This window comes from Paracoccus sp. (in: a-proteobacteria) (assembly GCF_047973135.1).
GTDB lineage: Bacteria > Pseudomonadota > Alphaproteobacteria > Rhodobacterales > Rhodobacteraceae > Paracoccus.
Genome location: NZ_JBKEBL010000289.1, coordinates 1 through 21,888 on the forward strand (window position 1 = coordinate 1; position 21,888 = coordinate 21,888).

Consider the following 21,888-nt stretch of genomic DNA (forward strand, 5'->3'; position numbering starts at 1 on the left):
GCCCCGGTCGTAGCGAAGACGGCCGAGAAAGTCGCCGAGCTCCTCCTCGAACACCGCCTCGATGGTCGCACGGACGCTGGCTCGCAGCCGCTCCTCAATCGGGTCGAACACGGCCTCATGGGACAGTAGCGCAAAGCTGGATTTATCGGTAATCTGGTTCAAGCCGTGATATCCCTGGCGGTTGCTGCCGCCGGTTGGGTGGGTGTCAGTTCACCCGGAGATTACGCCGCCAGACAATTTCTACCACCTCCGAGACACGACCCTCAGATCGGCTTTGCGCCAGTCATCGTATTCCGCCGCCCATTGCCCCTTCAGGCGAGAGATCGTCCCGGCCGAGAACCCGGTGGCTCAGCTCCGAGAAGGGCTTTCAGCGCCGAGCCCATCTCTCCGGTCGAGATGCCCTTCAGGTACAGCCAGGGCAGTGCCGCCGCGATGGACCTCGCCTTCCGGACATAGGGCGGCACCAGCGCCGAGCGGAACGTCACGGGCTTGCCGTCCTTCGCCCGCACCTTCGGCACCTTGACCGTGACCGGCCCGATCCCGGTCTGGACAGCACGCTCGGGATGATAGCCGCTAACAAGGGTCTTCGACGCAGACCTTGTCGCCAACAGACATGAAGCTCCGGCAGATTAGGCCCTGATCGCACCGAACCACAAGGCGGACGGGCTGATGAACATGCTGGTTGACCCGGATTGTCGCGGGCGGGGAATCGCGGGGCAGTTTCTGGACAGCCTTTTGGCCATATCCGACCGTCAGGACCGGCCAATCTGGTTGCAGGTTCTGAAAGGCAATCAGGCGGCCGAACGGCTCTATGCCTCGCGTCATTTCTTTCCGGCTTACGATTATGGCTATTACAGGCCGACGGGCCGAACATGAGAAAGGGCGGCACGACAAGCGTACCGCCCCAGAGATCGCCAAGAGGGAAATACAAGGCGATATCCTATAACCCGACCACAAGGGCACAGGTTCCGTTCGAGGGTGATTATAGCCGAAAGCCCGGCAGTTGTGAATGATCTGCCGGATCGCGGCTCCGTTAGGCGCAAACCCGCCCCTGCCTGCGAAATCCGCCCTTCGGACTGGCGGAAAACGCCGCTCTGCGACCAAATGCCCCGGTCGGACCACGGCGATACCGGCATAGGCATTATCGCCTATATCGCGGGGTTTGCACAGGTCTTTGACAAATATCAGCGGTCGTGGTCAATCTTTGGCAGATATTTTACCCAGAGGCCGCCATGACCAAGCATTCCACCGATCTCAGGACTTTATTGCGCGATCCCTCGCTGCTGGAAACCCGTGCCTTTCTTGGCGGAGAATGGGTCGATGCGGCGGATGGCGCGACCTTCGATGTCATCAACCCCGCACGTGGCGACGTGATCGCGAAGGTCGCCGATCTGTCCCGCGCCGAAGTGGCCCGCGCCATCGACGCCGCTGCCACGGCGATGAAGGGATGGGCCGCGCGCACCGCCAAGGAACGCGCGCAGGTCATGCGCCGCTGGCACGACCTGATGATCGAGAACCAGGACGATCTGGCCCGCATCCTGACCGCCGAGATGGGCAAGCCCCTGCCCGAGGCCAGCGGCGAAATCGCCTATGGTGCCAGCTTTATCGAATGGTTCGGGGAAGAGGCCAAGCGTGTCTATGGCGAAACCATCCCCGGCCACCTGCCCGACAAGCGCCTGTCGGTGATCCGCCAGCCGATCGGCGTGGTCGCCTCGATCACGCCGTGGAATTTCCCCAATGCCATGATCGCCCGCAAGGCCGCGCCCGCGCTGGCCGTGGGCTGCGGTTTTGTCGCCCGGCCCGCCGCCGAAACGCCGCTTTCGGCGCTGACCATGGCGGTTCTGGGCGAACGCGCCGGGCTGCCCAAGGGTATCCTGTCGGTCGTCACTTCGTCGCGATCCTCGGACATCGGCAAGGAATTTTGCGAGAACCCGCAGATCCGCAAGCTGACCTTCACCGGCAGTACCGAAGTCGGTCGCATCCTGCTGCGTCAGGCCGCCGATCAGGTGTTGAAATGTTCCATGGAACTGGGCGGAAACGCGCCCTTCATCGTCTTTGACGATGCCGATCTGGATGCCGCGGTCGAGGGGGCAATGGCGTCGAAATTCCGCAATAACGGGCAAACCTGTGTCTGCGCCAACCGTATTTACGTACAATCCGGCGTCTATGACGAATTTGCGCGCAGGCTGGCGGCGGCGGTGGACGGGCTGCGGGTCGGCGACGGGCTGGAAGACGGCGTGACCACCGGCCCGCTGATCAGCGCCAGCGCCGTCGAAAAGGTCGAGGAACATGTCCGCGACGTGCTGGATCATGGCGGCGCATTGCTGACCGGAGGCGAAAGGATGGGCGGGTTGTTCTACAAGCCGACCATCGTGACGGGCGTGACCGACGGCATGAAGGTCGCCACCGAGGAAACCTTTGGCCCGCTGGCCCCGCTGTTCCGCTTCGAAACCGAGGAAGAGGTGATCGAAAAGGCCAATGCCACGATTTTCGGGCTGGCCTCGTATTTCTATGCCCGCGACGTGGGGCGGATCACCCGCGTGCAGGAGGGGTTGGAATACGGCATCGTGGGTGTGAACACGGGCATCATCTCGACCGAGGTTGCGCCTTTTGGCGGCATCAAGCAATCGGGCCTTGGTCGCGAAGGCAGCCGCCACGGCATCGACGATTTTCTTGAAATGAAATATGTCTGCCTGTCGATCTGACATTCGGGCAGCAGAAATAATCGGGGGGGGCGCGCAGGCGCCCCCCCCCTTTTTTTCTGGCGCGATCAGAATTTCCAGCGCGCGCCGATCAGATAGGACTTGCCGTCCTTATAGCTGGTGACATCGTCGTCATATTCATAATGACGATAGCCCGCATACAGATCGAGGCTGGCGCGCTCGATATTCTGGACCACTTCGACACCCCAGCTTTTCCCCTCGTCGCCCTTGCTGACCATGTCTTCGCTTTTATAGTAATTGACGGACATGGCAGTCGAACCCCATTGGGTCCAGTTGGCAATATAGCCGCCCTTGACCGCCCAATAGGATCCGCCCGGCCCGCCATCGACGCGGTTGCCGAACGCGACACCAAAGTTGAAACCCTGAGGCAGCGTGACCCAGCCCGAGGCAAAGGCATCCTTGCGGTCGTCGCGGCCGTCCTTGCGGTCGCGATAGCTGTAGCCTGCGCCGCCCTCGACCTGGATGCCATTGCCGAACTCGCCCTCATAATGCAGCGCGATATCGGCGTAATCGTCGCCATCGTCGCTGTTCAGGATGTTGCGACCCCAACTGGTGCGCAGCGAAACGCCGTAAAACGCGGGCGAGTCATAGCGGATGCGCCCCCGACGGCTGCCATCATAGTTATTGAAGGCGTCACCCACGGTAATATCGCTCAGCACGCCATCATCGCGGCGCAGATAATATCCGCCCGCCACATCACCGATCGCGACATCCCCTGCCACCGTCGTGCCGGAATTGTCGATATTGCCGACCCCATCCGAGGCCTGACTGCCCTGACCAATATAGAACGTCCCGAAATTTGGCGTCTTCAGCGACAGATCCACATGGCGCAGCTTTTCGCGGTTCCAGTGATAACCGTCGGGCGTGTAATACTGGCTGATGGAATCGGTCGCACGAAAGCCAATCGCGGTCTCGAATTTGAAATTCAGCTCGAACGCATCAAAGGGCTGGGTGATATTGAAGCCGACACGCGAATTCGACTTGGCATTGTCCGCTCCCTTGCCCTGGCTGTCATCGCCATCGTCGAAATAGGCATAAGAAGGGCTGAACTGCCCGTAGAAGCTGAAGGTTCCACCCGATGCGCTTTCATAGGTCGGGCCGGCAAAGGCGGGCAGAGCCACCAGTCCGGTCGCCGCCGACAGAATCGAGAACGACAGGGGAATCGCATATTTCATCGCTAAACCTCACTTGGTACGATTTTTTTGGGGTCACATCGCCGCAATGCGCGAAACGGGACCGCTATGGCCGTAAAGGCGTACAGGGAAACAACCCGCAGGCCCGCGAAAAGTTTCTGCGCAGGAATTGCAGCAATCTGACAAACCGGGGCCTTGCATCCCCGGATTCCTGCGCGAACCACCGCCCTGATGCCATGATGCGACAAGTCGCATCAATGCGACGCAACAGCGCGGAGGGCGGGTGTGGGCGCTTGCAGGGCGTCGGGATTCCGGCAATGATTTGCCTTATGAAACCACCGACTTTTGCCCCGATTCCAGCGACTTTACCCGCCACGGTCCCCTTTGTGGGGCCTGAAACGCTGGAACGCCAGCGCGGTACCCCGTTCTCGGCAAGAATCGGCGCGAACGAGAACGGTTTCGGCCCTTCTCCGGCGGCAATCCGCGCAATGCGGGATTCGGTGCCCGAAATCTGGAAATATGGCGATCCAACCAGCCACGATCTGATTCGGGCGCTGGCCGCGCATCTGTCCGTTGCACCGGAACAGGTGACGGTGGGCGAAGGGATCGACGGGCTGCTGGGGCTGCTGGTAAGGCTGATGATCGCGCCGGGCGATGCGGTCGTGACCTCGGACGGCGCTTACCCGACCTTCAATTTCCATGTGACGGGCTTTGGTGGCGCGCTGCACAAGGTGCCTTATCGCAACGATGCCGAGGATCCCGCCGCGCTGACCGCCAGGGCGCGGCAGGTCGGCGCACGGCTGGTCTATCTGGCCAACCCCGATAACCCGATGGGAAGCTGGCACCCCGGCAGTACGATCCGGGCGATGCTGGACGATCTGCCCGATGACTGCCTGCTGGTGCTGGATCAGGCCTATGCCGAATTTGCCCCGCCCGAGGCTTTGCCGCAGATCGCCGCAGATGACCCGCGCGTCATCCGGATGCACACGTTTTCCAAGGCCTACGGAATGGCCGGGGCACGGATCGGCTATGCGGTCGGGCATTCTGCGCTGATTGCCGGGTTTGACCGGGTGCGCAATCATTTCGGTGTCAACCGGGTGGCGCAAATCGGCGCGCTGGCGGCGCTGGCCGATCAGGGCTGGCTGGATCAGACCCGTCGGCAGGTGGCAGCGGCCCGTGACCGCATCGCCGACATTGCCGCCGCGAATGGCATGACCGCGTTGCCATCGGCCACGAATTTCGTCGCCGTCGATACCGGCCGTGACGGAGCCTTTGCCCGGCGGCTGGTCGCGGCGCTGGCCGGGCATGGCGTTTTCGTGCGCATGCCCGGCGTTGCGCCGCAAGATCGTTGCATCCGCATCAGTTGCGCCCCCGCGCAGGAGCTGAAGATCCTTGCCGGGGCCCTGCCCCGCGCCCTTGCGGGGCTGTGACGGGTGCGGGCTTGGACGGGCCGGGTCAGAACGCCTCGGCAGGCAGGGCCATGATCGGTTCCGCACCAGACCGGATCCGCGCCAGATAGGTGGCCGTTATCGGCAATTGCCGCTTCATATAAAACCGCCCGGTTGCAAGCTTGGCATCAAAAAAGGCTGCATCGCCCCCTGTCGCCAGCCCGACCCGCGCTGCTGCCGCCATCTGCGCCCACATGAAGCCAAGTGCGACCTCGCCGAACAGATGCATGAAGTCATAGGATCCGGCCAGCGCGTCATTCGGCTTTTTCGCGCCATTTTCGACGAAATACATCGCCGCGGCCTGCAAATCCTTTGACGCAGCTTTCAGCGGGGTCAGGAAATCGGCGTTCATCGCCTCGTCCCCGGCATGTTCGGCGGCAAAGGCACGGATTGCGCCGAAAAACGCCGTCATCGGCTTGCCCGCGTCCTGCGGAAGCTTGCGGGCGACCAGGTCCAGCGCCTGCACGCCATTCGCCCCCTCATAGATCATGGCGATCCGGGCATCGCGGACGAACTGGCTCATGCCATGTTCCTCAATATAGCCGTGGCCGCCAAAGACCTGCTGGGCCATGACCGCAGTGTCAAAGCCCCGGTCGGTCAGCACCCCCTTGATCACCGGCGTCAACAGCGAAATCAGCGCCTCGGCCCCGGCATCGCCGTGATGTGACTTGTCGATCAGATGCGCCCCCCACATGACCAGCATCCGCGCACCTTCCAGAAACGACTTCTGCGTCATCAGGCTGCGACGGATGTCGGGATGCACGATCAGCGGATCGGCCGGCCCCGAGGGGTTTTCCGCGCCGGTGACGGCACGGCCCTGCAACCGGTCTTTCGCATAGACGGCGGCGTTCTGATAGGCCGCCTCGGCAATGGCATAGCCTTGCAGGCCGACGCCGATCCGCGCCTCGTTCATCATGGTGAACATGGCGCGCATGCCCTTGTGCAGATCGCCCAGCAACCACCCCTTCGCGCCGTCATAATTCATTACGCAGGTGGCATTGCCGTGAATGCCCATCTTGTGTTCCAGATTGCCGACCGAAACCGCGTTGCGGTCCCCCAGAGAGCCATCCTCGTTCACCACAAACTTGGGCACGATGAACAGCGAGATGCCCTTGGTTCCCTCTTCCCCGCCCGGTGCCTTGGCCAGCACCAGATGGATGACGTTTTCGGCCAGATCGTGATCCCCGGCCGAGATGAATATCTTTTGCCCGGTGATCAGATAACTGCCATCCGCCTGCGGTTCCGCACGCGTCCGCAGCATGCCCAGATCGGTGCCGGCATGCGGCTCGGTCAGGTTCATGGTGCCGGTCCAGTCGCAACTGACCATCTTTGGCAGATAGGTGGCCTTCTGTTCGGCGGTACCATGCGCGTGAATCGCCGAATAGGCCCCGTGGGTCAGGCCCTGATACATGTTGAAGGCGACATTGGCGGATATGAACATCTCGCCCGTGGCCATGCCCATCACATAGGGCATACCCTGACCGCCATATTCGGGGTCGCAGTCCAACCCGTTCCAGCCGCCCTCTTTCATTTGTTCGAACGCCGCGGCAAAGCCGTCCGGCGTGCGCACCACCCCGTTTTCCAGCCGGCATCCCTGAAGATCGCCGACGACGTTCAGCGGAGCCAGCACCTCGCTGCTCAGCTTGCCTGCCGCCTCCAGCACGGCCTCGGTGAAATCACGGTCCAGTTCGTCATGACCGGGCAGGCCGGATTTCGACAGGTTCAGAACGTCGTGAAGGGCGAATTGCAGGTCCTTCACCGGCGGATTGTAGATGGGCATTGGTTATCCTGATAAGTGGTTTCAATTGGCTGTCAGCGCCTCCTTTGCCTCAACAAGCTGCGCGCGCAAATCTGCGATCGCCTCATGCAGTTCGGAATACTGACGCTCCATGTCGGAAAGTCGTTCCTTTGCGATTTCAATGGAGGCCGCGATCTGCGTCCGGTTCGCCCCAGGTTCGTACAGTTCCAGCAATTGCCGGATCTGTTCAAGGCTGAAACCGAAGCGCTTCCCGCGCAGAATCAGGACCAGACGCGCCCTGTCCCTTCGGTCATACAGCCGATGCTGTCCCCGTCTCTGGGGAAAAATCAATTCTCGCGCTTCGTAAAAACGCAGGGTGCGCGGCGTGACGCCGTAAGTATCGCACATCTCGCGGATGGTCATCAATTCGTCGGACATGAAACGTGATACCTCCTCAAAAGCGGACTGTAGTCACAGAATCGATACAAAAAGTTGACGTTTACGCAAACAAGAACGTTACGTAAGCTAGGCGACCATACGGAACCCTGATTTCATACCATTTGTTTCAATTGTTCGGCAGTGGATTCGCGCATTGCCTGCAAGTCGTCACGCGCGGCAACCAGGTCGGCAATCTGCTCTTCAAGATTTACAAGTTGTTGATCTGCAAGATCAATTAATACACGAAACTGTTCAAGTGTTCCCTGCTTGTCATAAAGCAACAGCCATTGGCGAATATCCTCAAGCGAGAATCCCCATCGGCGCCCCCGCAAAATCAGTGTCATACGAGCAATTTCCCGCGCACCATAAAAGCGCGATCTGCCCTCCTTATGCGGACTGAGAAGTTCGATATACTCATAGTAACGTAACGTCCGGGGCGTCACATCGAATCGGGCGCACATCTCCTTGAAGGTGATCAATTGATCGTCGGCCATCTGCGTTCCCTCCTTACATACTGTTCCCGCTATTTATTCGTCGTGTCGTGAGCAATAACAAGATCGCAACGGCAGAGTTCGCGCTTGAGCATGCCCCGCCTGCCCGGCTAATCCTTGGGCCTGACCGAACAGAGGGCGTGCGATATGACCGATGACGCAAGACAGAACGCCGATGACCGTATCCGGGCCGCCGCCGCCTTTATCGAGGCGCTGCCCCATGCGCAGGCGCTGAAGATGAGGGTGGACGATCTTGGCGACGGCAAGGCCGCGATCTCGATGCCTTGGGATGAACATCTGGTCGGTGATCCGCATAGCGGGGTGATCCATGGCGGCGTGGTCTCGGCGCTGATGGACACGTGCAGCGGGGCTGCGGTGATGACCCATGCCTCGGCACCACGTTCGACCGCGACCATCGACCTGCGCATCGACTACATGCGGGGGGCGACGCCGGGCCAGCGAATCACGGCGCGGGCCGAGTGCTATCACATGACCCGCAGCGTGGCCTTTGTGCGCGCCTTCGCCTCGGACGAGGAACCGGGCGATCCGGTCGCCTGCGCCACGGGCGCATTCACGGCTGAACGGTAAGGGGGCAGCGATGGACCGCAACGAACCGCTTGACCAGATCAAATCCCGCCGCGACACCGCCCTGAGGGCGCTGGTCGGCGGGGTGCCCTATCTGAACTGGCTCGGCATCCGCTTTGACCGCCGCGGGGACGAGCTGACATCAATCCTTCCCTTCGACCGCAAGCTGATCGGAAACCCGATCCTGCCCGCGATCCACGGGGGGGTGACGGCGGCTTTCCTTGAGGTGACGGCGATTGTCGAACTGGCCTGGTCCGACATGTGGGCCGATCTTGAATCCGGAAAGGTCGCCCCCGACATAGACCTGCCGGGCAGCCTGCCGCGCCTGCCAAAGACCGTCGATTTCACCGTCGATTACCTGCGCAGCGGCCTGCCGCGCGACGCCTATGCCCGCGCGCGGGTGGTCCGGTCGGGGCGGCGCTATGCCTCGGTTCAGGTCGAGGCGTGGCAGGATAACCGCCAGCGGCTGTTTGCGCAGGCGACGGGGCATTTCCTGATGCGGCAGGGTTGATCGCGCATGACACCGCTGACCCACCGGCGGGTTCTGAATATCGCGCTGCCTATCGTGCTGTCGAATGCGACCGTCCCGTTGCTGGGGCTGGTCGATACCGGCGTGGTCGGCCAGCTTGGCCAGCCCGCGCCCATCGGCGCGGTTGGCATCGGCGCGGTGATCCTGACCTCGGTTTACTGGATTTTCGGCTTTCTGCGCATGGGCACATCCGGGCTGGTGGCGCAAAGCCACGGCGCGGGCGACGGCGCACAGGTCGGCGCGCATCTGCTGCGCGCACTGACCATCGGCGCAGCGGCGGGGCTGGCCTTTGTCGTCATGCAACTGCCGATCTTCTGGGCGGCCTTCCGCCTTGCCCCCGCCAGTCCCGAGGTCGAAGTGCTGGCCCGCCAATACCTGACGATCCGTATCTGGGGGGCACCCGCCACCATCGCGCTATATGCCATCACCGGCTGGCTGATCGCGATTGAGCGGACCCGCGCGGTCCTGGCCCTTCAGGTCTTGCAGAACGGGCTGAACGTGGTGCTGGATCTGTGGTTCGTTCTGGGCCTGTCGATGGGGGTCGCGGGGGTGGCATGGGCCACGCTGATCGCGGAATGGTCGGGGCTGGCGCTTGGGCTTTTCTTTGCCCGCCACGCCCTGCGCGCCGCCATCGCCGCCACGCGCGGCATGGCCAAGCTGTTTGCCCGCGACCAGCTTGACCGCCTGTTGCGGGTGAATGGCGACATCATGATCCGCTCGGTCCTGTTGCAGGCCAGTTTCACCTCGTTCCTGTTTCTGGGCGCGGCGCAGGGCGATGTGACGCTGGCGGCCAATCAGGTGCTGTTGCAGTTCCTGTCGATCACCGCCTTCGCACTGGACGGTTTCGCCTTTGCCGCCGAATCGCTTGTCGGGCAAGCGGTGGGCGCGCGCCGCCCCGACCAGGTCCGCCGCGCCGCGATCCTGACCTCGCAATGGGGTCTGGGCGGGGCGGTGGTGCTTGGGCTGGTATTCTGGTTCGGCGGCGGCGCGATCATCGACATCCTGACCACCGCGCCCGAAGTCCGGTCCGAGGCGCGCCATTATCTGATCTGGCTGGGCGCGGCCCCGGTCATCGGCATCGCAAGCTGGATGTTCGACGGCATCTTCATCGGTGCCACCCTGACCCGCGAGATGCGGATGGCGATGCTCCAGTCGGTGACGCTGTATGTGCTGGCCGTGGTGATCCTGCCTCTGCTTTGGGGCAATGACGGGCTGTGGGCGGCGCTGATGGTCCTGAATACGGCGCGCGGCCTGACCATGTGGCGGCTGTATCCCCGCGCCGAGACAGCGGCGCAACCCGCCTGATCCGCGATTGCGGGTCTAAGCAGGATTTCCGAAAAGTGGCCACCGGTTTTCGGATAAAAATCCTGCAAAATCAAACAAGCCTAAGCAGGCATTCGTGGGCAAAGCCACGAATATCTGCTTAGAACGCCCGGAATGTCATGGTCGTCAGTGTCCGGCTGATATGCGGAATATCGAACAGGCGTTCCGACAGAAAGCGGCCGACATCCTCGTCCTCGGGGATATAGACCTTGGCCAGCAGGTCGAAATCGCCCGAGGTCGAATAAAGCTCGCTGACCACCTCGCGGTCATAGATGGCCTCGGCGACCTCGTAGGTCTTGCCGGGCTCGCAGCGGAACTGGACAAAGACGGGGCGCATCATGACTTCCTTCTGGCTGTGACGCGGGCAGGTTAGACCGGCGGGCGCTGGCTGGTCCAGTCCCCGCGAAGAAGCCCGCGCCAGAAACGCCGCATCAGCAGGCCCGCCGCCACCGTCAGACCGGCGCACAGCCCCATCCACAGGCCGGCAGGCCCCAGGCCCAGGCCAAACCCCAGCACCCAGGCGACCGGCATGCCCACGCACCAATAGCTGAACCCCGCCGCCCACATCGGCACGCGCGTGTCCTGCACCCCGCGCAGAAAGCCAAGGGCCGTCACCTGCAACCCGTCAGCGACCTGAAACAACGCGGCATACATCAGCAGCATGACCCCGACCGACACTATTTGCGGTGCCTGCGGATCCGAAGGGTCCAGAAACGCCCCCACCATGGGACGGGCGAACAGCAGATAGATGGCAACGGCGACGCAGGCAAATGCCATCGACAGGCCGACCACGCTGACCGCTGCATCGCGCATCCACAGCACATCGTTGCGCCCCCGCGCCTGCCCGATGCGCACCGTGGCGGCGTTCGACAGGCCCAGATGCACCATGAAGGTCAGGGACGAGATTTGCAGCGCGATCCCGTGCGCGGCCAGTTGCGGTGTCCCGATCCAGCCCATCATCACGTTCGAACAGATGAACAGCCCGCCCTCGGCCACCATGGTCAGCCCGATGGGCCAGCCCAGGCGGGCAACGGCGAAAAAGGCGGGCCAGTCGGGTCGCCAGAACCGCTGGAACAGGTGATATTGCCGCGCCATCGGCAGCCATTCGGCATAGGCGGTCAGCAGGACCAGTTGAACGGTCTGGACCGTCAGGCTGGCGATCGCCGCGCCTTGCACGCCCAGTTCGGGCGCGCCCAGATGGCCAAAGATGAACACCCAGTTCAGCGCGATGTTCAGCGGCAACCCGGCCACCGTCACCCACATGACGACCTGCGTACGTTCCAGCGCGGCCAGATAGGAATTCAGCGTCAGCCCGGCCAGCATCGGCAACAGACCCCAGCCGGCGATGCGCAGATAATCCTGCGCCAGTGCCGACACTTCGGTCGTCTGCCCCAGCGCCAGAAGGATCGGTTCGGACCACAGCATCAGCGGCATGACCGCCAGCGAAAACAGCCCCGACAGCCACAGCGCCATGCGGGCGGCGCGGCGCACCTCGGGCTGTTCGCCGCGCGCGATGGCGGTGGCGATCATGCCCATCACGCCGGTGCCAAAGCCCATGCCCAGAAAGAACAGCAGAACCAGAAACGAGGTCGCGATCACCAGCGCCGCCAGCGGCACCACTCCGTACCAGCCGACCATCACCGTATCGCTGACCCCGATGGCCACGCGCGCCAGATGGCTGCCAACCAGCGGCAGACCCAGCGACAATGTCGCCACGACATGAGGGCGGTAACGCATCCAGTGCATGGCCGAGCATTAGCGCCCGAACCGCAGGAAAGCTAGGCCGGTAAAGGCAGGAACAGGTGGTTGTCGCCGGCCATGGCCTTGACCCGCCGATAGCCCAGATTGCCAAGGATCGCGGCGCCCTGATCGTATTCGACGGGGAACAGCTCGATCAGGATGCCGGGGCGGCTGGCGGCGATGGTTTCGCGCGCGCCCTCCAGCACCTTGACTGCCATGCCCTCGACATCCAGCTTGATGAAATCGACGCGCCCCGGATCCAGATCGTCCAGCCGCACCGCCGGAATGACCCCCTCGCCCGATTCCGCGAACGAGGTCGCGCCGATATTCCCCGGCACCAGGCGCGCGACGCGCAGGCTGCCGGGCTGGTCTGACAGCGCGACCTGCCGCAATTCGACATTGTCCAGCCCGTTCAGTTCCAGATTGCGCCGCAGGATCGCGGCCGGGGCGGGGTTCGGTTCGAACGCGATGCACCGGGCTACGCCACAGATCGCCGCGAAATAGACCGCGTGATTGCCGATATTCGCGCCAATATCCAGCACCACCTTGCCCCGCAGGTCAACGCTGTCCCGGACGCTGCGCAGCACCGGCTCTTCGTAAAAGCTGCGGTTGCGCAGGATGATCGACTGGACGAAATCGAAATCACCCTCGGGCAGAAAGAACCGGATCAGCCGGTCCTCATAGGTGAATTCCAGGATCCGGTCGGAAAGCTGCTGAAAGGCCAGAAGGCTGGTCTGGCGGTTCAGCGCGGAAACCAGCGCCCGCGTCTGCATGTTGATCGCCTGAACGATCTGGGCCGTCTGCCGGGTGTTCTGGTCAAGAATCGCCTTCAGCAACTGTGCGATTGCCTGCGGATCGTCGGATTCGCTCATTGTTGTTTGCTTTACCTGCTGTTGGACGAAATGCCCAAAGGGCAGCAATCGTAAAACAAACCTGTCCGTGCAAGGAAACGCGGAAGCCGCCAGACTGTCAACCCTGCCCCATTGCCGCATCCGCGCCCATCTGCAATAGAAGTGCAGACCCGATCCAGCCGGAGGCCACCCATGTCTTTACGCGCACGACACCTTCTAGGCATTGATCACCTTGCCCCGGCCGAGATCACCACCCTGCTGGATCTGGCCGGGAATTACGTCGCCCTGAACCGCCGCACGATCAAACATTCCGACGCGCTGGAAGGAATGACCATGATCAACATGTTCTTTGAAAACTCGACCAGAACGCAGGCCAGTTTCGAACTGGCGGGCAAGCGGCTGGGGGCGGATGTGATGAACATGGCCGTCGCGCAATCCAGCGTGAACAAGGGCGAAACCCTGATCGACACGGCGCTGACGCTGAACGCCATGAAGCCCGACCTGCTGGTCGTGCGCCACCCGCATTCGGGCGCGGTGAACCTTCTGGCGGAAAAGGTCAACTGCGCCGTGATCAACGCAGGCGACGGGCGGCACGAACATCCCACCCAGGCGCTGCTGGACGCGCTGACCATCCGCCGCGCCAAGGGGCGGCTGCAACGCCTGACCATCGCCATCTGTGGCGATATCGCCCACAGCCGCGTCGCGCGATCGAACCTGATTCTTCTGGGCAAGATGGAAAATCGCATCCGCCTGATCGGCCCCGCGACACTGATGCCGCCGGGCGCAGCGGATATGGGCGTCGAACTGTTCGAGGATATGCGTCAGGGGCTGAAGGGCGCGGATGTCGTCATGATGCTGCGCCTGCAACGCGAACGCATGGATGGTGGCTTTATCCCGTCCGAGCGCGAATATTACCACCGTTGGGGGCTGGATGCCGACAAGCTGGCCCTTGCCGCACCCGACGCCATCGTCATGCATCCCGGCCCGATGAATCGGGGCGTGGAAATTGACGGCACCATCGCCGACGACATCAACCGCAGCGTCATTCAGGATCAGGTGGAAATGGGCGTCGCCGTGCGGATGGCGGCGCTGGACCTGCTGGCCCGCAACCTGCGCGCCGAACGGGGCCGCGCGGCGGCCGCGGTGATGGTGTGATCCACCCGCAAGAACGGAACGACCAGGGAAGCCCGATGATCCTTCTTTTCAAGAACGCCCGCCTGATTGACCCCGAGGCACAGACCGAAGCGCCCGGCAGCTTGCTGGTCCGGGACGGGCGGATTGCGGGGACCGGCGCCCCGGATGAGGCCTCGCCCGAGGGGGCGGCTGTGATCGACTGCGGCGGGCGGGCACTGGCCCCCGGCCTGATCGACTGGGGCGTCAAGATCGGCGAACCGGGCGAGCGGCACAAGGAAAGCTTTCGCAGCGCCGGATTGGCGGCGGCGGCCGGAGGCGTGACCACCATCGTCGCGCGGCCCGACACACTGCCGCCCATCGACACGCCGGAATCGCTGGAATTCGTGACCCGGCGCGCGGCGGATGCGCCAGTCAATATCCGCCACATGGCCGCGCTGACCAAGGGGCGCGACGGGCGCGAGATGGTCGAAATCGGGTTTCTGACCGATCTCGGCGCAGCCGCCTTTACCGATGGCGTGCGCGTTGTGACCGATACGCGGCTGCTGCAACGCTGCATGACCTATGCGCGGGGGCTGGACGCGCTGATCGTGGGCCACCCGCAGGATGCCGGCCTGTCCAGAGGCGCGGCGGCGACAAGCGGCAAGTTCGCTTCGCTTTACGGCATCCCCTTCGTCTCGCCCATGGCTGAGGTGATGGGGTTGGACCGCGACCTTTCACTGGTCACAATGACGGGCTGCCGCTGGCATGCCGACCAGATCACCGTGGCCGCCGCCCTGCCCGCGCTGCGGCGGGCGCGCGACGCCGGGCTGGATGTGACGGCGGGGATTTCGATCCACCATCTGACGCTGAATGAATTTGACGTCGGCGATTATCGCACCTTTTTCCGCTTTACCCCGCCGCTGCGCTCCGAGGATGACCGGCAGGCCATGGTTCAGGCAATAGCGGACGGGCTGATCGACGTGATCGCCAGCTTTCACACCCCCCAGGACGAGGAATCCAAGCGTCTGCCCTTCCAGGCCGCCGCCCCCGGTGCGGTCGGCCTGCAGACCCTGCTGCCCGCCGCGCTGCGCCTGTATCATCAGGGCGGGCTTTCCCTGCCGCAATTGTGGCGGGCCATGTCGCTGAACCCCGCGCGTCGGCTGCGCCTGCCCGGAGGGCGGCTGTCGGCGGGCGCGCCTGCCGACCTGATCCTGCTGGATCCGGATGCGCCTTTCGTGCTGGACCGCTTTACCCTGCTGTCAAAATCCCGGAACACCCCCTTTGACGGCGCGCGGATGCAGGGCCGGGTTCTGGGCACATGGGTCGCGGGCCGACGCGTCTTCGGAGACGCGGCGTGATCCCGTCGGCAATTCTGGGCTATCTTCTGGGCTCGGTTCCCTTCGGTCTGGTCATCGCCCGCCTGCTGGGACTTGGCGATCTGCGCAAGATCGGGTCGGGCAATATCGGCGCGACCAATGTACTGCGCACCGGCAACAAGCCCGCCGCGCTGGCCACGCTGCTGCTGGATTCCGGCAAGGGCGCCATCGCCGTATTTCTGGCCCGCCATTTCGGGGGCGAAACCGCCGCAATGCTGGCCGGGGGGGCGGCCTTTCTGGGCCATTGCTTTCCGGTCTGGCTGGGCTTTCGCGGTGGCAAGGGCGTCGCGACATTTCTGGGCACGCTGATCGCGCTGAACTGGCCGTTGGGAATAACGGCTTGCGGCATTTGGGTGGCGGTTGCGGCAATCAGCCGCATCAGCAGCCTCAGCGCGCTGCTGGCGGCGGCACTTGCCCCCGTCACCGCCTGGCTGTTCGATCATGTCGAACTGGTGCCGGTCTGCACCTTCATGGCGGTGCTGATCTTTGTCCGCCACCGCGCAAATATCGCGCGGCTGCTGACCGGAACCGAGCCCCGGATCGGCAGGAAAGGCTGACTTACCGCTCGGCCACAAGCATCCGCCCCGAGGGCCGCGCCGTTGACGGCGGGGGCGCGGTCTCTTTCAGCCCGGTCGCCGAAAACGGTCCTGTGGCCGTCGCCACAGGGGCAGTCAGAGCCGCCCCGCCCAACGCCGCCTGCCGTTGCAGCGCCTCGGCAGCCTGACGCGCGGAAACGGCGATCGACATCAGCGCCAGACAGGCCCCGGCCAGCAGAACCAGCATGATCGCACAGACCAGCCCGACAAAGATCGGCAGTGGTGGCACGCCCTCGGCCTGACGGACGATGGCAAAGACGCCCGCCCCAAGCGCCGCAAGACCAATCAGAAAAGCCAGTCCGACCAGCCGTTGAACCCAAATCATCATGTCCGCGCGCATCCTGCGTCCCTGCCTTGTTTCCGCCCGGTTGCCATTGATGGCTGCCCGAAATCAAGACATCGCGCAGTCACCTTGTCGTGCGCCCGGTGCGGAAGGGCCATGTTTCAATAGGAATATTCCGCGTAAACCCGCGACAGATCGCCCTGCCACTCGCCGTGGTATTTCTCCAGCAGTTCATCGGCGGGCACCTTGCCGGTATCGACGCTTTCTCTAAGCGCGTTCAAGAAATGCGTCTCGTCGGGAACCAACCCGCCCGCGCCGGGCCGCGCGCGCGATTTCAGCCCGGCTTCAGCAATATCGACCACCTGACGCGCCAGATCGTGCAGGCGGATGCCATTCGCCTCACCCTGAAGGGCGTGGCGCCCGGCGGCAAGGCGCAGCCCTTCGCGGGTGTCATGATCCCAGCCCTTGACCAGATCCCAGGCGGCATCCAGCGCCGACTGATCATAGGTCAGACCGACCCAAAGCGCGGGCAGCGCACAAAGCCGCCGCCACGGGCCACCATCCGCGCCGCGCATCTCGATGAATTTCTTGACCCGAGCCTCGGGAAAAACCGTTGTCAGATGGTCAGCCCAATCCGACAGGGTCGGAACCTCGCCTGGCAGGGCCGGCAGGCGTCCTTGCAGAAAATCACGGAATGACTGACCCAGGGCATCAATGTAACGACCGTCACGATAGACAAAATACATCGGAACATCAAGTACATAGTCTACCCACCGCTCGTACCCGAAACCATCCTCGAAGGCAAAGGGCAGCATGCCGGTTCGCGCGTCATCCAGATTTTGCCAGATATGGCTGCGCCAGCTTTTCATCCCGTTCGGCTTGCCGTCGAGGAAAGGCGAATTGGCGAACAGCGCCGTCGCCACCGGTTGCAGCGCCAGCGCCACCCGCAGCTTTTTGACCATGTCAGCCTCGTTTCCGAAATCCAGATTCACCTGTACCGTACAGGTCCGGTACATCATCTGCTTGCCCAGGGTACCGACGCGATCCATGTAATCGGTCATCAGCCGATAGCGCCCCTTGGGCATGAACGGCATCTGGTCCTGATGCCAGATCGGCGCGGCCCCCAGCCCGATGAACCCGGCCCCCAATTCATCCGAGATGGCCTTGACCTCGGCCAGATGCTGATTCACTTCGTCGCAGGTCTGGTGAATCGTCTCAAGCGGGGCACCCGACAGTTCCAGTTGCCCGCCCGGTTCCAGGCTGACATTCGCGCCATCGCGCTGCAACCCGATGATATTGCCCTGCTCCAACACCGGATCCCAGCCGAAACGACCCTGCAACCCGGTCAGGATCGTCTTGATGGAACAGGCCCCGTCATAGGGCAGCGGCAGCTTTTGCGCCTTGTCATAGCCGAATTTCTCGTGCTCGGTGCCGATACGCCAGTCCTCGCGCGGCTTTTCGCCAGCGGCAATATAGGCGACCAACTGATCGCGGCTTTCGACGGGGCCCCCGCCCTGCTGAGGAATGGACATGAAAACGTGGCCTTTCACGATTGCCAGTCAGTCAGACTGGCAACAAGATCAGGCTAAGTCAAGCCGCCGAATACCGCTTGATTGACGCGGGATAATCACCGCCGAAGGGCGCGATCAGGACGCAGGGCGGCGGCGGCCAGCCATCGCAAGCGTCCCGATGACCAGCCCCATCAGGGACAATGCGCCGGGCACAGGTACGGGCCGGGGCTGCGCTGTCAGGTTGTTCACCTCGACCGTGAACGCCCCCCAATTGTTGTGCCAGTTCATGTCATCCATTACGCCCAGAAACAGCCGGGTCGCCTCTTCCGGCGCAACAACCCTTTGGAACTGACCCAGTGTTTCGCTGTATCCGTTGCCAATCATGAACACCTGCTTCAGCATGGGCGAAAGTTCAGCATAATTGCGGGGTTCCAAATTGCGGAAATGCAGCATGGCCGGTGCCCCGGTGAGGTCAGGACGGTCATCCGACAGGAAAACACCCAGCAGAGTATTGGCATATGCCGCGATGTTCGACATGCCATTTTCCATTCCATAGTGATAAAGGTAACGACCGCCACCATCGGGCCCGTACAAACGGGGGGAGCTGATGCCAGTTTGATCGACAAGACCCGAAGCGAAAAACGTATAGGCATCGCCGCCCCGGATCGGCACCCCTGTCACCTGAAGAGGCGATTGCCCCGGCGCGGTATCGGCAGAATAATACTGCCCCCTGGTTCCATCGGGCATTCCCGCAAGCCAGGGATTCGCTGTGCCCGGCACGGTAAAGGTGGCGGCCTGCGTCAGGCCAGCCGACAGAATGGTCGCGCAGACCAGGGTCCAGAATTTCATCAAGCACCTCTTGAAACAGGATCGCGGTCAGCCTCACGTTGTGCCCGCCGCGACGAATACGGAAATCTGGGCTGTAATAGCCCGGCTTACCGCAACCTGCCACGAAACTGTTAAAAGATGCTTAACATCAGACCGTTGACGCAAGGATTACTTGCGGGGCTTGCCTTTCCATGTGCCAAGCCAGCCCCTGAAACGACCCGTGATGCCCGACGCCCCGGCGACAACACGGTCACGGGCAGCATCGGCGCTGGCCTCGACATCGTCCCAGGCTTCGTCAACGCGAGCCACGGCCGGGTCGATGGTGCGTTCGCGGAACTGCTGCCACATGCGCCACAAGGTCAGCAACAGAATCAGCAGCAGGGCACAGACAATCACCGCCGACCAGTTGCGCGGACTGTCATCCGGCCCAGCCACGGGATTGATCGAAATCGCGTTGGGATAAACAGTCAGCCACGGAAGCCGCCAGCCGTAAGAAGTAATGCTGACCCAATCAGGGGCGGTCGAGGTCGATTTCAGATCCGTCGCCTCGGAATGCAGGTTGGCGCTGTCATATTTGAAATAGGGCGGCCAGATCCAGCCCGTATCCTCGTTCCGGTAAACATAGACCTTGCCATTCGCACGCACCGTATCAATGAAGCGCACATCGCGCTGACCGGTCGCGTTTTCCACCGTTCCCGTATCCTCGGACGCATAGAAGATCGCGTTCGACGAGGTGATCGAGGTCAGCCGGTTATAAGTGTTGGTGATACGCACCGTCTCTTTCGAGGGTAGCGAATAGTCCAGAAAGGCAAACAGCGTCACCGCCAGCAGGATGCCCAGAAAAGTCTTGATATAGCGCAACATCCGCTGCTGTCCTTTACTGCCAGTTGATCCAATAGACGACCCCCATGATCGCTAATGTGGGGAGGATGAAAACCAACCACAACAGGCGCAACCTCAAGGATTTGTCATAACCAACCATGGATCTGCGCACGAACCTGTCACGCAGCGGATTCGCGCCGGCCATATCGGGGTGACGCTTGTCCCAGGCCTTCTCAAGCCTCTCGCGGCGGAGTGAGCGGACATAGACCCGCAGCATCACGAAAAACAGCGTTTCAAACAGCAGAACCAGCACGACAAGGCGGGCCAGCTTGATCATCTGTCGCGGTCCCAGGGGACGGTCGGAACCGACAGGCCGATTTCGGACAGGTTGCTGCGGGGCGCACCCCATGGGCCGACACGCGGACCGCGGGCTCCGGGCTCGGCCATGCCGGGTTCGGCACCGAACAGCGCGTCGCGTGTGCCCTGCTTGTCCATCGCATATTCGCGGGCCAGCATGTTGGCGACATAGTCGCGCCGCACCTCTGGCCAGGTCTGGTAGAGGCGATAAAACAAGGGCTTGTGGGTGATGAATAATTGCCTGACATCATGCGGTGCCAGTTCCGACAGCAGCCGGTTGATCAGATCGCGCGCGGGGCCGGGCGTGGCGCGGATGGCATAGAAATAGGCCGGATCGCCGCTGTCGATCACCGGCCAGTCGCCCCCCTGCTCGGCATAGCGTTGCAGCGCCGACAGGCCCCTTATCTCGGGCGGCAGATCGGCCCCCATGCGCGAGGCTGCCCGCCGCAGCGCGGCCCGGTCGCCATCGCCCGTGTCCAGCCCCAGCCGGACGGCGGCATCGGCCAGAACGAAGTCGATCTTCTGGCGCAGGATCGGCGCGGTATCGGTGCCGCGTGTGTTCACGATCGGCTCGGCCAGCGCGTTGCGAGCCAGCCATGCAGCGATCTGATGGCCCTCAGCGATGGACATGGTCAGGAAATCCGGCATTTCGGCCACCTGCGCGGGATCGGCAAAGATCATCGCCGGTTCGTTCGCGGAACGGATGACATAAACCCCGCCGAAATCGGCAGTCCAGAAATCGGGCACATCAAAGGCGGTATGGTCCAGCCTGACCGGATTGCGCAGAACATCGCCGGATTTTTTGGCCTGTTCGATCATCCGGGCGATCAGCACATCGTCCCACCACGCATCCGGCTGCGTGCGGAACCTGTCGATCATCGCAGCCATCTTGTCGGCTTCGACCATATGGCTGCCGGTGGTGTCGGCGCTGACGGTCAGGCGGCGGATTCCGGACAGATCGGCGGGCGAGGCAATCTGCCAGACCTGATCGTCGATCTGGCCCACCACGGCATCGTGGGCGGTCAGGCTGAAAAGCTGGCTTTCGTTATCAGCAATAAAGCGCCGCATGACATCGCGCAGGACCGACAGATCGGCGTTCAGCATCGGCGCGGTCTTTTGTTCGGTCGTCAGCAGGATAAACTGCCGTTCGTCACCCTTGGGGGCAAGATAGGACATATCGCCCAATTCGTCGCCGATTTCGGGGGAATATCCGCAGATATCGATGTGAAATTCGGTCAGCGCCGTCTCGCGGCCCGTGATCCTTTTCAGCGCGCGGTTATAAAGGCCCACCCAAGCGGTCGAATCCACCCGAATGAGATTGCCGAACATCAACCCCTTTTCGATAAGGCGTTTCATGCGCGTGCCGACCGCGACGCCCCGAGGGCGAGCAAGAAATGCGCCATCGCCCGAATGACCGCGAAAGTACCGGCCGACCAAAATGATATTGTCGTCATTCCGTTCCCCCGAACCTCTTTCGCGCCTCTTGCATCCGCTCCATCCCGCGTACGGCGTCCTCAATGGCGGCCTCATCCGCGCTGTCAGCATAGCGCCACTCGCTGTCAGCGTAACGGTTGATTTCCTGCACCACCATCCGGGGGGTGATCGGACGGCGCAGCGCCTCGATCATCTGCAACTTGGTTTCATAGGGCTGATGCAGAAAGGGTTCGGGGGTTTCGAACCAGTCGTCGGGCATGTCGAAATCCATCGCGCGGACCTTGACCGCATCGGTAATATTCTTGACCGCGCGGCCGGTGAAACGCGGCTCGGCCTCGGCGATGGCGAAAAGATAGCTGCCCAGATCGGCCAGATTGTCCAGCGCGCCATATTGCCCGCTGACCTCGGCGAAAACTTTTTCCAGTCCGGCCTCGGTCGGACGCGAATGGCCCGCATAGCTGTCGGCCACGGCCTTTTGCATGGACTGCGCGCGCATCAGGTCGTGATCGCCAACAGGGATGTCATGACGCTTACCCAGCAGCAGGGCGAGGATGTCGATGTAATCGGCC

Annotated in this window: 22 protein-coding genes and 3 pseudogenes; 9 read left to right on the forward strand and 16 right to left on the reverse strand. The window is 62.7% G+C overall.

Going from position 1 to position 21,888, the window contains the following annotated elements:
• Positions 1–162, reverse strand: a pseudogene (locus ACK5L9_RS21270) (IS256 family transposase); the annotation flags it as partial.
• A 102-nt stretch (positions 163–264) separates the two neighbouring features.
• Positions 265–575 (reverse strand): annotated as a pseudogene (locus tag ACK5L9_RS21275) (transposase); the annotation flags it as partial.
• Positions 576–669: 94 nt separating this feature from the next.
• On the opposite strand from ACK5L9_RS21275, the gene ACK5L9_RS21280 reads away from it, so the two are divergent.
• A complete protein-coding gene (locus ACK5L9_RS21280; protein WP_416913457.1) occupies positions 670–876 on the forward strand; it encodes a GNAT family N-acetyltransferase in 207 nt (68 codons plus the stop codon).
• Between the two features lie 356 nt (positions 877–1,232).
• A complete protein-coding gene (locus ACK5L9_RS21285) occupies positions 1,233–2,705 on the forward strand; it encodes an NAD-dependent succinate-semialdehyde dehydrogenase (RefSeq protein ID WP_416913458.1) in 1,473 nt (490 codons plus the stop codon).
• Between the two features lie 65 nt (positions 2,706–2,770).
• On the opposite strand, the gene ACK5L9_RS21290 is transcribed toward ACK5L9_RS21285, so the two are convergent.
• A complete protein-coding gene (locus ACK5L9_RS21290; RefSeq protein ID WP_416913459.1) occupies positions 2,771–3,898 on the reverse strand; it encodes a porin in 1,128 nt (375 codons plus the stop codon).
• A 287-nt stretch (positions 3,899–4,185) separates the two neighbouring features.
• On the opposite strand from ACK5L9_RS21290, the gene ACK5L9_RS21295 reads away from it, so the two are divergent.
• Positions 4,186–5,286 carry a pyridoxal phosphate-dependent aminotransferase gene (locus ACK5L9_RS21295; protein WP_416913460.1) on the forward strand — a complete coding sequence of 367 codons (1,101 nt, stop codon included), beginning with the start codon at positions 4,186–4,188 and terminating at the stop codon, positions 5,284–5,286.
• A gap of 25 nt (positions 5,287–5,311) precedes the next feature.
• Here ACK5L9_RS21295 and ACK5L9_RS21300 read toward each other — a convergent pair whose 3' ends face one another.
• From ACK5L9_RS21300 to ACK5L9_RS21310, 3 genes are all read right to left on the reverse strand, one after another.
• Positions 5,312–7,084: an acyl-CoA dehydrogenase C-terminal domain-containing protein gene (locus ACK5L9_RS21300; protein ID WP_416913461.1), complete on the reverse strand. Its 1,773-nt coding sequence runs from the start codon at positions 7,082–7,084 to the stop codon at positions 5,312–5,314.
• Between the two features lie 21 nt (positions 7,085–7,105).
• Positions 7,106–7,480 (reverse strand): MerR family transcriptional regulator, encoded by a 375-nt coding sequence (locus ACK5L9_RS21305; RefSeq protein ID WP_416913462.1) that lies wholly within the window; start codon positions 7,478–7,480, stop codon positions 7,106–7,108.
• Positions 7,481–7,593: 113 nt separating this feature from the next.
• Positions 7,594–7,974 (reverse strand): MerR family transcriptional regulator, encoded by a 381-nt coding sequence (locus tag ACK5L9_RS21310; protein WP_416913463.1) that lies wholly within the window; start codon positions 7,972–7,974, stop codon positions 7,594–7,596.
• A gap of 144 nt (positions 7,975–8,118) precedes the next feature.
• Here ACK5L9_RS21310 and ACK5L9_RS21315 point away from each other — a divergent pair, with 144 nt between their 5' ends.
• The 3 genes from ACK5L9_RS21315 to ACK5L9_RS21325 are packed head-to-tail and all read left to right on the forward strand — an operon-like array spanning position 8,119 to position 10,390.
• The gene (locus tag ACK5L9_RS21315) at positions 8,119–8,559 is read left to right on the forward strand and encodes a PaaI family thioesterase (protein WP_416913464.1); all 441 of its coding nucleotides are present in this window, start codon (positions 8,119–8,121) and stop codon (positions 8,557–8,559) included.
• Positions 8,560–8,569: 10 nt separating this feature from the next.
• Positions 8,570–9,067, forward strand: a complete 498-nt coding sequence (locus ACK5L9_RS21320; RefSeq protein WP_416913465.1) for a PaaI family thioesterase — start codon at positions 8,570–8,572, stop codon at positions 9,065–9,067.
• A gap of 6 nt (positions 9,068–9,073) precedes the next feature.
• Positions 9,074–10,390 (forward strand): MATE family efflux transporter, encoded by a 1,317-nt coding sequence (locus ACK5L9_RS21325; RefSeq protein WP_416913466.1) that lies wholly within the window; start codon positions 9,074–9,076, stop codon positions 10,388–10,390.
• A 118-nt stretch (positions 10,391–10,508) separates the two neighbouring features.
• Here the strand turns inward: ACK5L9_RS21325 and ACK5L9_RS21330 are convergent, their stop codons facing one another.
• The 3 genes from ACK5L9_RS21330 to ACK5L9_RS21340 are packed head-to-tail and all read right to left on the reverse strand — an operon-like array spanning position 10,509 to position 13,020.
• Positions 10,509–10,745 carry an Lrp/AsnC ligand binding domain-containing protein gene (locus ACK5L9_RS21330; protein ID WP_416913478.1) on the reverse strand — a complete coding sequence of 79 codons (237 nt, stop codon included), beginning with the start codon at positions 10,743–10,745 and terminating at the stop codon, positions 10,509–10,511.
• A gap of 32 nt (positions 10,746–10,777) precedes the next feature.
• Positions 10,778–12,154, reverse strand: coding sequence for an MATE family efflux transporter (locus ACK5L9_RS21335; protein ID WP_416913467.1), 1,377 nt, complete (start codon positions 12,152–12,154; stop codon positions 10,778–10,780).
• 32 nt (positions 12,155–12,186) lie between these two features.
• Positions 12,187–13,020, reverse strand: a complete 834-nt coding sequence (locus ACK5L9_RS21340; RefSeq protein ID WP_416913468.1) for an FkbM family methyltransferase — start codon at positions 13,018–13,020, stop codon at positions 12,187–12,189.
• Positions 13,021–13,191: 171 nt separating this feature from the next.
• Between ACK5L9_RS21340 and ACK5L9_RS21345 the strand changes: the two genes are divergently transcribed.
• Genes ACK5L9_RS21345 through plsY form a run of 3 tightly spaced genes read left to right on the forward strand, consistent with a single transcriptional unit; the run spans position 13,192 to position 16,045 of the window.
• Positions 13,192–14,154: an aspartate carbamoyltransferase catalytic subunit gene (locus ACK5L9_RS21345; RefSeq protein ID WP_416913469.1), complete on the forward strand. Its 963-nt coding sequence runs from the start codon at positions 13,192–13,194 to the stop codon at positions 14,152–14,154.
• Positions 14,155–14,189: 35 nt separating this feature from the next.
• Entirely contained in the window at positions 14,190–15,470 is a 1,281-nt protein-coding gene (gene pyrC, locus ACK5L9_RS21350; RefSeq protein ID WP_416913470.1) for a dihydroorotase, read from the forward strand.
• Positions 15,467–16,045, forward strand: coding sequence for a glycerol-3-phosphate 1-O-acyltransferase PlsY (plsY, locus tag ACK5L9_RS21355; protein ID WP_416913471.1), 579 nt, complete (start codon positions 15,467–15,469; stop codon positions 16,043–16,045). Before pyrC ends, plsY begins: the two co-directional genes overlap by 4 nt.
• Position 16,046: 1 nt before the next feature.
• Here plsY and ACK5L9_RS21360 read toward each other — a convergent pair whose 3' ends face one another.
• The 7 genes and pseudogenes from ACK5L9_RS21360 to ACK5L9_RS21390 form a co-directional block, all read right to left on the reverse strand.
• A complete protein-coding gene (locus tag ACK5L9_RS21360; RefSeq protein ID WP_416913472.1) occupies positions 16,047–16,412 on the reverse strand; it encodes a hypothetical protein in 366 nt (121 codons plus the stop codon).
• A gap of 116 nt (positions 16,413–16,528) precedes the next feature.
• A complete protein-coding gene (locus ACK5L9_RS21365; RefSeq protein WP_416913473.1) occupies positions 16,529–17,899 on the reverse strand; it encodes a glutamate--cysteine ligase in 1,371 nt (456 codons plus the stop codon).
• 114 nt (positions 17,900–18,013) lie between these two features.
• Entirely contained in the window at positions 18,014–18,727 is a 714-nt protein-coding gene (locus ACK5L9_RS21370; protein ID WP_416913474.1) for a hypothetical protein, read from the reverse strand.
• Positions 18,728–18,874: 147 nt separating this feature from the next.
• Positions 18,875–19,570, reverse strand: a complete 696-nt coding sequence (locus ACK5L9_RS21375) for a DUF1523 family protein (RefSeq protein WP_416913475.1) — start codon at positions 19,568–19,570, stop codon at positions 18,875–18,877.
• A 13-nt stretch (positions 19,571–19,583) separates the two neighbouring features.
• Positions 19,584–19,865: a hypothetical protein gene (locus tag ACK5L9_RS21380; RefSeq protein ID WP_416913476.1), complete on the reverse strand. Its 282-nt coding sequence runs from the start codon at positions 19,863–19,865 to the stop codon at positions 19,584–19,586.
• Positions 19,862–21,241 (reverse strand): DUF6638 family protein, encoded by a 1,380-nt coding sequence (locus ACK5L9_RS21385; RefSeq protein WP_416913477.1) that lies wholly within the window; start codon positions 21,239–21,241, stop codon positions 19,862–19,864. Before ACK5L9_RS21385 ends, ACK5L9_RS21380 begins: the two co-directional genes overlap by 4 nt.
• Before the next feature lie 94 nt (positions 21,242–21,335).
• Positions 21,336–21,888 (reverse strand): annotated as a pseudogene (locus ACK5L9_RS21390) (AAA family ATPase); the annotation flags it as partial.